The following is an 11661-nucleotide window of genomic DNA, read 5'->3' on the forward strand; positions in this document are numbered from 1 at the left end:
AAGTTCCTCCATTTTTTATTCTGCTCTTTTAAAGACTGCCCAACTTTTTAAATAATCAAGTGCAACTTCTTTTTGATAGTCATCTAAAACAGTGCGATCGTTTTTCACTTTTCTGTCTTCTGAAACTTCAAGATGACGAACTAAATCACTTTCGCGAATGCGGCGTTTTTCTTCTTGAGGACGTTTTGCAGAAATAACAATATCTGGCGTAATTCCTGAAGCTTGAATTGAAGTTCCCGATGGCGTGAAATATTGAGCAATAGTGAGTTTGAGGGCTCCACCATCATCAAGTTCCAGTACGTTTTGTACCGAACCTTTTCCAAAGGTTTGCACTCCCAAAACTACCGCTCGTTTATTGTCCTTCAAAGCGCCTGCCACAATTTCAGAAGCCGATGCTGATCCACCATCCACCAAAACAATCAAAGGCAAGTTTGGTAATGTCACTTCGCTTGTGGCTTCAAACCTATCAACTTCTGCACCTCTGCTTTCGGTGGTTACAATGACACCTTGATCGAGAAACAAATCCGCAACTTTAATTCCCTCATCCAACAAGCCTCCAGGATTTCCGCGTACATCGAGAATCATTCCTTTTACGTCGTGATTTTTCAGCAGACGTTCTAGTTGTTTGCGTAAAGCTTTTGCGGTTGAACGTTGAAAACTGGAAATGCTTGCATAGACATAATGGTCTTCAAGCAAATCGGTGTTGATATTTGGCACTTTAATCAACTGACGTGTCAGTAAAAATTCATGCAGATTTTGTTCTTCATTTCTGCGAATCGATAATTTCACTTTTGAACCACGGTCACCTCGCATAATTTTAACCGCTTCAATTAAAGTCATATTGCGAGTAGTTTTTCCGTTGATGCGTACAATTTGATCGCCTGGAAGAATGCCTTTTTTATCGGCCGGACTTCCTTTGATGGGAGCAACTACCGTAAGCACTCCATCGCGAACGGCAATCTCAATGCCCACACCTTCAAAGTGACCTCTGGTATCAACTTTCAGCTCTTTATAAATCTCGGCAGACATATACTGTGAGTGAGGATCCAGCGTTTCAAGCATCCCTCGAATAGCTCCGCGGATAAGTTCTTCTTCATCCACTTTGCGCACATAATTTTTTTCTGCATAGTGCAAAACATTGGTAAGCACATGCAGTTCTTTGTAGCCTTTTTCTGAAAGCGCATTTGCTTGCGGCGAGAAAGGTAAGACGAAAAAAAGAAACAAAAGAAAAGCTCGTAACTTCATGGTATTCTCCTTGGATGTAGACCCGAAAACGTTATGCGCATGTTTAGTCACAAGACACAAAAATGAAAACAGTTTTTCTTTCACTTTGTACAAAGGCAAAAAGGTGGGAGGTGCAAAGGTTAGAGTGATACTGTTTCTATCTTTGCGTTCAGATCTGCTGGGAGGATTTTATCCACTAGTGATTCAAGCCAAGTGTTGTGATCGGTGGTTAAAATGCGACAAGTTTTTTTGTGGACATCAGCCAACAAAGCCTTTTCCTGTAACAATTCCTTCAGCTCTTCTGCACAAGCCGCCGCCGAACTTACTAACCTTACCTTTTCCCCAATCACTTTGCGTAAAAGTGGAATTAAGAGAGGATAATGAGTGCAACCCAAAACTAAAGTATCCAGAGGATATTCGTCAAAGGCGCTCAAATACTTGCGTGCAATCAATTCGCTGGCCTCTTCTTCAAGCCATGCTTCTTCTACAAGCGGCACAAACAAAGGACATGCTTGTGAATAAACTTTTGCGGCTTTATCCAAGGCGGTGATGGCCTGTTCGTAGGCATTACTTTTGATGGTGCCGTACGTTCCAATGACGCCGATGTGTTTTGAGCGCGTTACTCTTAGGGCCGCCTTGGCACCAGGCTCTATCACACCCAAAACCGGAACGTCGAAGGCAGCTTGAAGGTGCGAAAGCGCATACGCCGATGCCGTGTTACACGCCACCACTATGGCTTTCACGTTTTGCTTCAAAAGAAATTGAGCAATTTCGAGCGAATATTTTATGAGCGTTTCAGGAGTTTTGTTTCCGTATGGAAGCCTGGCGGTATCACCAAGATACACAAAAGATTCTTGCGGAAGCGCTTCCATCAAAGCCGCTACCACCGTAAGTCCGCCGATGCCGGAGTCGAAAACTGCAATGGGACGAGAGTCAGATAACATGCGCGATATATGAAGCATGAAAAAAGAAAAGCAAGTGGAAAGTTGAAGCCGAAATCTATAACTCAACGCGTCAGCTTCTCACTTTTCAGAGACAGCTATTGACCACATAGAAGCACTCTTATAGTATCCAAAAACTTTCATCTCCTGAAATATGCAATCACGAAAGTACGAAAGGAATTCAGCATGTTGTCTACACTCGCGCTTCTCGCGCAAACAGCACAAACAGAAGCCACCGAGGCTGTTCAGCAAGTCAGCCAAAACCACAGCATCCTTGCGCTTATGTGGAATGCTAATATCGTGGTGAAACTCACACTTTTGTTGCTTATTATTTTTTCAATTGTGTGCTGGGCCATCATCGGCAGCAAATACAAGCAAATAAAGCGTTACCAGTCCTCATCAAAAGATTTCTTCAAGCTTTTTTGGGATGCTCCAAGCATTGCTGATCTTATCGAAAAGAAAAAATTTAACCGTAGCCCTGCTTTTTCCATTTTCAAATCTGGCGTCGATTCCCTTCGTGAACACAAAAATGATGGCTTCATGATCGAGCGCGATATCAAGCAAAGTTTGGAAGAACAAATCGAAACCATGGAATACGGCGTTCCCTTTTTGGCCACCACCGCAAGTGCCGCTCCTTTCATTGGATTGTTTGGAACCGTGTGGGGGATTCTTCAAGCTTTTTGGGAAATTGGAAAAACGGGTGCATCAAGTCTTGCCATTGTAGGCCCTTACATTGCTGAAGCGCTGATAGCCACTGCCATTGGACTTGCGGCGGCCATCCCTGCTGCAATTTTTTACAACTTTTACTCAAACCGCATTCGCTTGATGACAAAACGCTTAGAAGATTTCTCGGTGGCGTTTCTCAATCGCATGAACAAAGAATATTTTTCTTAGAGGATTAAGCATGGCTCTTATTAGCTCATCTTCACGAGAACGCAGAACTCTTTCGGAAATTAACATCACTCCTTTTGTGGATGTCATGTTGGTGCTGCTCATTATTTTTATGGTTACGGCACCAATGCTGCAGCAAGGCCTTCCCGTAAACTTGCCTGAAGCTTCGGCTCCCTCGCTAAAGCGCACCAAACAAGACGTTGTGGTTACCATCAAAAATAACGGCACCCTTTTTCTTGGAGATGACAGCAAAACCTTAAGCATGGAAGATTTAGAATCTGAGCTCAAAGCTATTTATGCTTTAAAGGAAAACAAAGACTTATTCATTAAAGCTGACAGTGATTTGTTATATGGAAAAGTAGTAAAGATAATGGCCATCGCAAAAAAAGCGGGAGCCAGCCGAATTGGAATGCTCACTCAGCCGGAGCGAGGATAAGCGTGTGCACAGGAAAACTCCTTCAGAAGCCCTTCTGCTCAAGCAAGCTCTAAAAAAATCTGCATATTTTCATCTTGCGCTTCTTCTTATTTCATTTTTGTATTCGGCTTTTTTTCAGAGCAAATCGCTTGAGAGCAAAGCCATTTGGGTGGAACTTCCGCGCGGACTCAGTGAAGATATTGGCACTGGCGTAAAAGAAGCTAAAACACTTCCACGCACAACTCCTCAAGATAAACTTCGTGGTGAAGAAAAAGATGGCGCCCTGCCCCTGGCCAAAAAACCAGACACAGAAACAAAGCTTGCGGATAAAATGTCCACTCCCAAAAAGAAGCCTGAGAAAAAGCAAGCTCCTCAGAAAAAATTGAGCGCTGCCGACCAAAAGATGCAAGCCGCGCTAGCCCGCATCAACAAACAACTTGGCGAACGTAGCAAAGCTCCCGAAACAGCTCAGGTAAAAGAAAGTGGCGAAGGATTTAAATACGGTACAAGTGATACTCCACTAAAAGTATCGCCTGATGATCCGGAATATTTAAAATACCAAGCCATGGTGCGTGCAAAAATTATTGAACAGTGGATTGTGCCTCCTCGTTATACCGAGGAAAGTATCGCAGCATCAGCAAGAGCAAGACTCGTGGTAAACATTGATCACAGCGGCGCCATTACCAATACTGCTTGGGAATTGAGATCGGATGATTCAGCTTTCGATGCATCCGCTTTACGTGCAGTACAACGATCATCGCCACTTCCCGTTCCACCAGAGCGTTTGCAATGGGAAGCTTATCACGAAGGATTTTTGGTGGAGTTTGATCCAAAATTAAAATAATTTTTTCACTCGAGGACACAACATGAAACGCATTTCCTTTTTTCTTCTTTTCACTTTTATCTCCATTTCAGCCCACGCGCGAATTTATATTCCTGTTGATCAAGCCTCGGAAAAGCCCTTCCCCATTGCAATTGCCGACCTTGTTGGTTCAAAGGGTGACGACGTTGCAAACATTATTCGAAACGACTTAGACCTTTCTGGCTACTTTAATGTGATTGATCCTCATGTTTTTGAAGTAAGGGCAAAACAAGAAGGCATTACCCTGGAAAGCATTCGCTTTAGTTATTGGAATGTCTTGGAAACACAGGCTTTGGTGAAGGGAAGCGTTGAAGCAAAACGCGGAGAATACGATATCACCTTACGCCTCTTTGACCCCAGCACACCAAGCCTTTTGGTAGAAAAAAAATATACCGTCACAAAAAAAAATCTGCGCATGGCAGCGCATCGTTTTTCAGATGAAATTATGGCAGCACTCACTGGAATTCCTGGACCTTTCACCACACAAATTACCTTCACCGCTTCGGATAGAAAAAATACCAAAAATATTTACCTCATGGACTTCGACGGTGAAAACATGAGCCGCGTAACCAACATGAAAGAATCAAGTTTTGCTTCAAGCCTTTCTCCAAATGGAAATGAAATTGTTTTCACTTCTTTTCAAGGTGGACAAGCCAATATTTACGGCATCAAAAGCAACGGCTCACATTTGCAAAAACTCACTTCTAGCCGTGGATCAAAAATCACTCCTACATGGTCGCCCGATGGAAATTCTATTTTGTACTCCTCTGCAGAATCTGGTGAAGCTGATTTATATCGCATGAGCAGTAAAGGTAAAAATGTAAAACGCATCGCGGCCATTCCTGGCATTGATTTAGCGCCAAGCTTTTCTCCCGATGGACAGGAAATTGTGTTTGCATCTGAACAAGCCGGCAAGCTGCACTTGTTTAAAATGCCAAGCACCGGTGGAGCTTCGACACGTCTCACCTATGTAGGCTACCAAAATGATATGCCAGCGTGGTCACCAAGAGCTGATAAAATCGCCTTTTGCGGACGAGACCTTGGAGCTTTCGATATTTTTATTATGAATCCAGACGGAAGCAATATTCAACGGCTTACTTTGGGAACTGGTGATAATGAGCATCCCCGTTTTTCTCCCGATGGAAGGCTGATTACTTTTTCTTCGACACGTCATGGCGGAAGTGCAATCTACATCATGCGAACAGACGGATCGAATCAACGCAAAGTTTCAAAAGGAAACGGCATTCTCCCTTCGTGGGGGCCAAGAAGATAGAAAGAAATTATGTACGCTGCCATCGACATTGGAACCAACACCGCCATCTTGCTGATTGGCGAGGTGAAAAAAGACGGAAGCATTCGCACCGTGCTTGATACAGCGCGTATTCCGCGGCTTGGCCAAGGGCTGACCACTTCGAAGTATTTACATCCTGATGCAAAAGAACGAACGCTTGCTACCTTTCAAGAATTTAAACTGCTGTGCGACCAACACAATGTGGAACGCATTGCCGCCGTGGGAACAGCTGCTCTCAGAAAAGCTGACGATGGAAAAGACTTCGCACAAAGTGTACACGAATCACTTGGCATCGACTTGCAAATTATTTCCGGCGAAGAAGAAGCCTTTCTCACCTACATTGCTTCAGCTCACGATTTTGGAAATGATATTTTTGTTCTCGATATTGGAGGTGGATCCACCGAACTCATCTCCCTCAAACAAGCATCAGATAAAAGTTTGCAGCCCAACGCAAAAAACACAGAAGAGCTCAATATTGCCAGCATTCCGTTTGGAACTGTCTTGCTGATGGAGGAACACTTCCATTCAGACCCTGTGAGTGATGAAGAATACAAAAAACTTTGCACACACATCCATGCTTTACTTGAAGAATATTTTCCTCATTCCCTTTATGGAGTGGTGAGAGAAAAAACTTTTGTTGCCACCGCAGGAACTGCAACAACACTTGCCGCTATCAACCTTGGCTTAAAACACTACGATGCCGAAAAAGTACATGGCAGCAAACTTAGCTATGATACCGTTTTGCAACTCACCAAAAAACTACGTTCTCTCTCATTTTCCGAACGAAAAAAAATTATCGGCCTTCATCCTAAACGCGCTGATGTGATTGTGGTAGGCTCTACCCTCTTACTCAAAGTGATGGAACATTTACAGTGCAAGCAACTTACCGTAAGCGACAAAGGTGTGCGTTACGGTTTATTTGCTCAACAATTTTTACCCTTATGAACATCAGTGAAAAATCAAAACAAGTCTTAGCGCTCTGCGGCCTCGTGTTAGCAACACTTTCCTGGGGCGTTGCTTTTATTTTAGTAAAATGGGCGATGGTGGAAATGACGCCCGAGTTTTATCTTTTTCTGCGTTTCGCTGTTGGCACTTTTTGCCTTGTCATTCTCTTCTGGAAAAAATTAAAAAACATTCCCATGAGCACAGTGTGGCATGCTGCTCTTTTAAGCATCTATCTTTGCGGTGCGCTCTTCACACAAACGGCAGGGCTCAAATTTACCACCGCTTCTAACTCTGCTCTGATCACTGGCTTGTATCTTGTTTTCATTCCTTTCATCGCACACTTTGCGCTGAAGCAAGTTATTCCCGCCACCTCTCTTGCGGGTGCTCTGTTTTCGTTCATCGGCCTTTTTTTTCTTACGCAGTATAACGTGAATGCCATGAACATTGGTGATCTGCTCACGTTGATATGCGCTGCATTTGCTGCACTTCATATTGTGACCACTGATATCTACAGTAAAAAAGATCGGCTCATTCCTCTTGTGGTGCTGCAACTTCTGTTTAGCACTTTTTTCACTGGAGCTTATGCCGTTTTTACTCGCAGCATCCATTGGGATCTCTCAGCTACAACGTGGGGCACGGTGCTGCTTACCGGAATTGTGGCAACAGCCTTGGCCTTCACCCTTCAAACTTTTGCTCAACGCGTTATTGATCCAACCCGAGCTGGAGTTATTTTTTCGCTGGAGTCTGTTTTTGGAAGTTACTTTGGATGGCTCTTGGGCGGAGAAACGTTCACCCAGCTTGCCCTCTTCGGAGCCATCCTCATGGTGATGGGCATGATTATTTCAGAACTCAAACCCGTGATTCGCTATCTTATCGATAAAATTACAGGCTAACAAACGGGGACGGTTCTCCCTTTACAACTTGTTGAAATCACTTTGAAATAAGTCGCAACTTTGCTTTTTTGGAACAATTCCAACAACTAAAAACTTCTCAACAAACGTTCATATCACCCTTATTTTCTTAATAATTTTAATGGGTTACAAGACGAGAACCGTCCCCTAAAAATATTTCGGCAACTTTTTGGCATGAGTTGCGATAAGGAAAGAGATATGAAACGGATCATCTTCACCATCTGCGTCGCAATCGTACTTGTGCTTTCGCTACAGGCCAGGGGACTAGCGTGTGGAGAAAGTGTTGAGCATTTGTCGGAGTTGGCTCCGTGTATGGCTCCATTTGCAAATGGAGCTGGCACCGTTGCTGTTCGCACAGGCAGTGGAGGCAGTGATTATGAAGACGGCATGCAGCTGTATCGTATGATGCAGTATCAAAATCCTACTCCACCACAATATGCGCCCGTCTCTTGGGGCTCTGGTGTTTACCTCCGCAGCTTTTATCAGCCCTATTACACTTCCACCGTTCGCATCCGCACGGGAAGTGGCATTTATTTCACCTTTGGGACGGGGTATTGAATCCTTGACAGCAAAGGCTTGATATTATTAAGTCCGCCGAACTTTAACAGAAAGGGCTATCATGACTCACATCACTCCTGCAGCTGCAACACTTCCTCCCATGCTCCAAAGCTTTGCAACGGCCCTTGTTCAGCAACCTCGCTTTGCAGATTCACGTTTTGCTCAAGGTGTGCGCGTTGAGGGCATACGTTCACATAAAAAACATACCATCACCATGGACTATAATGGCGCAAGACAAGAAAAGAATCCCCTCGTTGCCGATATGGCAAATGCCTTGCGCCTTTCCTTAAAGCAATATCGCGCGGCTGATGAAGCGCAATGTCCCTTAAATGCTTCTCCTGCTAGGCAAAGAGACATTGCAAAAGCGCTTACACCAATCAGGTATACGTTTACATTTCCCGATACAACCAGCACCGGTATTCTGCAACTTTCACATGATTTAGATAGTCTTGATTTTCGTGCTTTACGCTCAGCTGAGCTCACGCTTGAAAGCGGAAAATTCTTTTTCGGCATAAGCACTCCTCAAACACTACAAGTTGATCTTGATTTTGGAAATGTATGGTTTGAAAATGCGGATCCCTTTGGCGTATTGCGATTGTTAAAAGCCCAGCTTGAAGGGGTGTTGAAGAGAACACTAGAACCTAAATCTACTGTCCCAAGAAAAGGCCCACTTAGTGGTGGAGGTAGTGGTTTTTGGGGCGAAGGGTATTTGTAATAGAACTCAACAATTGCCAGAGGAGATTCCCGCTTCAAGCATGCGGGAATGACAGAGAGTTGTCAGAATTTCTGGATCCCCTGGTCAAGCCAGAGGATGACAAACAAAGACCAAAGAACCAAGCACTAAGTACCAAGTACCATCGCACTATTGAACCATTGAACTATCCCACCACAAAAAAAGCCTCCCATTTCTGAGAGGCTTTTTTGTTTTTATTTTGTGCTTCGTTAATAGCGGTAGAACTCTGGCTTGTATGGGCCATCAACGGGAACTGATAAGTATTCGGCTTGTTCTGCTGTGAGCTTTGTCAGTTTTACGCCAAGTTTTCGTAAGTGAAGCCGTGCTACTTCTTCATCTAGTTTTTTTGGAAGCATATGAACGCCAACTTCATAGGTGTTGTTGAAGAGTTCAATTTGCGCCAAGCATTGGTTGGTGAACGAGCTGCTCATCACAAATGATGGATGGCCAGTCGCACAGCCAAGGTTCACCAGGCGGCCTTCTGCCAAGATGATCACTTGGTGATTATCTTCAAAGGTGTAGACATCAACTTGTGGTTTCACTTCCATTTTCTTTACTTCAGCATGATCTTTAAACCAGCTCATTTCAATTTCGTTGTCAAAGTGACCGATATTACAAATGATGGCTTTGTCTTTCATTTTTTTCATGTGCTCGCCGGTAATTACTTTGTAGCAGCCTGTTGCGGTTACGAAGATATCTCCGCGTGAACATGCTTCGTCCATTGTAATTACTTCGTAGCCTTCCATCGCCGCTTGAAGTGCGTTGATAGGATCAATTTCAGTAATGAGCACTCGTGCGCCAAGGCCTTTCATGGATTGCGCACAACCTTTGCCCACATCGCCGTAACCTGCAACCACCACCACTTTGCCGGCAATCATAATGTCTGTTGCGCGTTTGATTCCATCAGCCAAAGATTCGCGGCAACCGTAAAGGTTATCGAATTTTGATTTGGTAACGGAATCATTCACGTTGATGCATGGGGTTTTCAACAAGCCTTTTTCCATCATCTGATACAAACGATGTACACCAGTTGTAGTTTCTTCGCTGATACCTTTTACTTCTTTCAGCATCTCTGGATATTTTTCATAAATGATTTGAGTAAGATCGCCACCATCATCAAGCAACATGTTGGGGCCTTTGCCATCTGCAAATTTCAAGCTTTCTTCAACACACCACCAGTATTCTTCTTCAGTCTCACCTTTCCAGGCAAAGACAGGAGTGCCAGCTTTAGCAACAGCTGCAGCGGCATGGTCTTGCGTTGAGAAAATGTTGCAGCTCGACCAACGCACATCGGCACCAAGTTTTTGAAGCGTTTCAATAAGCACCGCTGTTTGAATGGTCATGTGCAAGCAGCCTGCAATGCGAGCACCTTTTAGTGGCTGTTTTGCAGCATATTTTTCGCGAATAGCCATAAGGCCCGGCATTTCTTGCTCGGCCAAAATAATTTCTTTTCTGCCCCACTCGGCAAGGCCCAAATCTTTTACTTTGTAGTCACTTCCCATACATGATCCTTCCTGACATGAAATATCCTTCACTTTTGTGGCCATAACGTCCCCTTTGTGTTGTCATTAAAGTAGTTGCAGGTCATGCCCCAAATGGGCAAAGAGATCAAGCCTAAATCTGGCAAGAAATCTACTTCTTCTGCTTACGAAAATACTCGATTTGATATTTGTGAACTGCCCGCAAATGCTCTGTGAGCGTGGAGGAGAAGTAATGGCTTCCGTCATTTTTGGAAACAAAGTACAAAAACTGCGTTTTCGCCGGCGCCAAAACGGCTTCAATAGCTTCTTTGCCCACACTGCAAATAGGGCCAAGCGGCAAACCTGCATGAACATAGGTGTTAAAAGGATGTGGGTCAGTAATATCTTTTTTTCGAATATTTCCATCATACTGTTTAAGCCCATAAATAATAGTGGGATCACTTTGCAGCAACATGCCACGTTGCAAGCGATTCAAAAACACTCCGGCAATAACAGGTCGCTCTTCAGCAACGCCAGTTTCTTTTTCTACAATCGAAGCTAAGGTAAGCACTTGATGCACACTCATCTTCATGTTTCGTGCACGCGCTTGCAAAAGCGGCTCATATCGTTTTTGAAAAACAGAATAAATTTGTGTGATAAAACTTTTTGCGGTCTTGGGACGGTTGATTTTATAGGTATCAGCAAGCAGGTAACCTTCGAGTGAAGGAACATTTTTTAGTCCAAGGCTTTCTAAAAATGTTTTATCGTAAGCCAAACTCAAAAAATCTTCTGCAAAACTTTTTCCGCCAAATTCTTGATTTGCTGCTAGGCTACGAGCAACGTCTTGAAGCGTTTTGCCTTCAATAATCTGAAAACGATCGACTATCACATCGCCAAAGTAAAGTTTTCTGGCTACTTGCGAAAGGGATACGCCTTTTTCAAAATGATAGACACCAGCGTGCATCTTGTTTTCCCAGCCATTCACTTTAATCCAAAAGCGAAACACATGCGGCGTTTTCACAACACGCTGCTCTTTCAAAAGCTGTGCAATATCTTTTACACTTGAGCCTTCTTGCACTTCCAATTCAACAGCCGCAGGAGAAGAAACTTTGTTGATAGCACCATAGAGAGCTGCAAGCGAGACGAGGCTGAAGAGAAAGGCAATGAAGAAAGTGTATTTCAGGATTTTGAATATGATATTCATAGTTTGTTTTAATTTTGATAAGTGTTTCAGTACTGTCATTCTGAGCTCACGCGAAGAATCTCCTCTGGCAACTTTTTGCTGTCTTCGCAAATGTGGAGATCTACAATTGCTCAGAGGAGATCCTTCGTTGCACTCAGGATGGGCATAATGGCAAAAAATGTGTGCTCGAGTTACCACTATCCTAAATAAATTCAAATAGTTGTTGATACTAAATTCAAACTGGTTT

At 43.7% G+C, this 11661-nt stretch carries 12 protein-coding genes; 8 read left to right on the forward strand and 4 right to left on the reverse strand.

The genetic code is table 11. The features are described 5' to 3' along the window. Positions 1–15: 15 nt before the first annotated feature. Together COV43_03880 and COV43_03885 are read right to left on the reverse strand one after the other, a co-directional pair. Positions 16–1245: a peptidase S41 gene (locus COV43_03880; protein ID PIR25815.1), complete on the reverse strand. Its 1230-nt coding sequence runs from the start codon at positions 1243–1245 to the stop codon at positions 16–18. A 119-nt stretch (positions 1246–1364) separates the two neighbouring features. After that, positions 1365–2234, reverse strand: a complete 870-nt coding sequence (locus COV43_03885; GenBank protein PIR25816.1) for a glutamate racemase — start codon at positions 2232–2234, stop codon at positions 1365–1367. A 117-nt stretch (positions 2235–2351) separates the two neighbouring features. Between COV43_03885 and COV43_03890 the strand changes: the two genes are divergently transcribed. The 8 genes from COV43_03890 to COV43_03925 all read left to right on the forward strand — a co-directional run bounded on the left by COV43_03890 (position 2352) and on the right by COV43_03925 (position 8753). Beyond that, positions 2352–3059: a Tol-Pal system subunit TolQ gene (locus tag COV43_03890; protein PIR25817.1), complete on the forward strand. Its 708-nt coding sequence runs from the start codon at positions 2352–2354 to the stop codon at positions 3057–3059. 10 nt (positions 3060–3069) lie between these two features. Continuing rightward, positions 3070–3492: a protein TolR gene (tolR, locus tag COV43_03895; protein ID PIR25818.1), complete on the forward strand. Its 423-nt coding sequence runs from the start codon at positions 3070–3072 to the stop codon at positions 3490–3492. Positions 3493–3496: 4 nt separating this feature from the next. Next, positions 3497–4315 carry a hypothetical protein gene (locus tag COV43_03900; GenBank protein PIR25819.1) on the forward strand — a complete coding sequence of 273 codons (819 nt, stop codon included), beginning with the start codon at positions 3497–3499 and terminating at the stop codon, positions 4313–4315. Positions 4316–4337: 22 nt separating this feature from the next. Beyond that, positions 4338–5606: a Tol-Pal system beta propeller repeat protein TolB gene (gene tolB / locus COV43_03905; GenBank protein ID PIR25820.1), complete on the forward strand. Its 1269-nt coding sequence runs from the start codon at positions 4338–4340 to the stop codon at positions 5604–5606. A gap of 9 nt (positions 5607–5615) precedes the next feature. Next, the gene (locus tag COV43_03910) at positions 5616–6569 is read left to right on the forward strand and encodes a hypothetical protein (GenBank protein PIR25821.1); all 954 of its coding nucleotides are present in this window, start codon (positions 5616–5618) and stop codon (positions 6567–6569) included. Continuing rightward, on the forward strand, positions 6566–7462 hold the full coding sequence (locus tag COV43_03915; GenBank protein ID PIR25822.1) for a hypothetical protein: 897 nt from the start codon (positions 6566–6568) through the stop codon (positions 7460–7462). The genes COV43_03910 and COV43_03915 overlap by 4 nt, the downstream gene beginning before the upstream one ends. Positions 7463–7678: 216 nt before the next feature. Next, positions 7679–8038 (forward strand): hypothetical protein, encoded by a 360-nt coding sequence (locus COV43_03920; GenBank protein ID PIR25823.1) that lies wholly within the window; start codon positions 7679–7681, stop codon positions 8036–8038. A gap of 61 nt (positions 8039–8099) precedes the next feature. After that, positions 8100–8753: a hypothetical protein gene (locus COV43_03925; protein ID PIR25824.1), complete on the forward strand. Its 654-nt coding sequence runs from the start codon at positions 8100–8102 to the stop codon at positions 8751–8753. 227 nt (positions 8754–8980) lie between these two features. Here the strand turns inward: COV43_03925 and COV43_03930 are convergent, their stop codons facing one another. Then, a complete protein-coding gene (locus tag COV43_03930) occupies positions 8981–10273 on the reverse strand; it encodes an adenosylhomocysteinase (protein PIR25827.1) in 1293 nt (430 codons plus the stop codon). Between the two features lie 130 nt (positions 10274–10403). Beyond that, positions 10404–11474, reverse strand: a complete 1071-nt coding sequence (locus COV43_03935) for an aminodeoxychorismate lyase (GenBank protein ID PIR25825.1) — start codon at positions 11472–11474, stop codon at positions 10404–10406. Between the last annotated feature and the right edge of the window lie 187 nt (positions 11475–11661).

Source organism: Deltaproteobacteria bacterium CG11_big_fil_rev_8_21_14_0_20_42_23 (genome assembly GCA_002796345.1).
Classification (GTDB): Bacteria; UBA10199; UBA10199; order 2-02-FULL-44-16; family 2-02-FULL-44-16; genus 1-14-0-20-42-23.

What these genes read in the sequence shown, in the direction of transcription:
- COV43_03880 (PIR25815.1), bottom strand. Translation starts at nt 1,245, where the DNA reads ATGAAGTTACGAGCTTTTCTTTTGTTTCTTTTTTTCGTCTTACCTTTC.
- COV43_03890 (PIR25817.1), top strand. Translation starts at nt 2,352, where the DNA reads ATGTTGTCTACACTCGCGCTTCTCGCGCAAACAGCACAAACAGAAGCC.
- tolR (PIR25818.1), top strand. Translation starts at nt 3,070, where the DNA reads ATGGCTCTTATTAGCTCATCTTCACGAGAACGCAGAACTCTTTCGGAA.
- tolB (PIR25820.1), top strand. Translation starts at nt 4,338, where the DNA reads ATGAAACGCATTTCCTTTTTTCTTCTTTTCACTTTTATCTCCATTTCA.
- COV43_03910 (PIR25821.1), top strand. Translation starts at nt 5,616, where the DNA reads ATGTACGCTGCCATCGACATTGGAACCAACACCGCCATCTTGCTGATT.
- COV43_03915 (PIR25822.1), top strand. Translation starts at nt 6,566, where the DNA reads ATGAACATCAGTGAAAAATCAAAACAAGTCTTAGCGCTCTGCGGCCTC.
- COV43_03920 (PIR25823.1), top strand. Translation starts at nt 7,679, where the DNA reads ATGAAACGGATCATCTTCACCATCTGCGTCGCAATCGTACTTGTGCTT.
- COV43_03925 (PIR25824.1), top strand. Translation starts at nt 8,100, where the DNA reads ATGACTCACATCACTCCTGCAGCTGCAACACTTCCTCCCATGCTCCAA.
- COV43_03930 (PIR25827.1), bottom strand. Translation starts at nt 10,273, where the DNA reads ATGGGAAGTGACTACAAAGTAAAAGATTTGGGCCTTGCCGAGTGGGGC.
- COV43_03935 (PIR25825.1), bottom strand. Translation starts at nt 11,474, where the DNA reads ATGACAGTACTGAAACACTTATCAAAATTAAAACAAACTATGAATATC.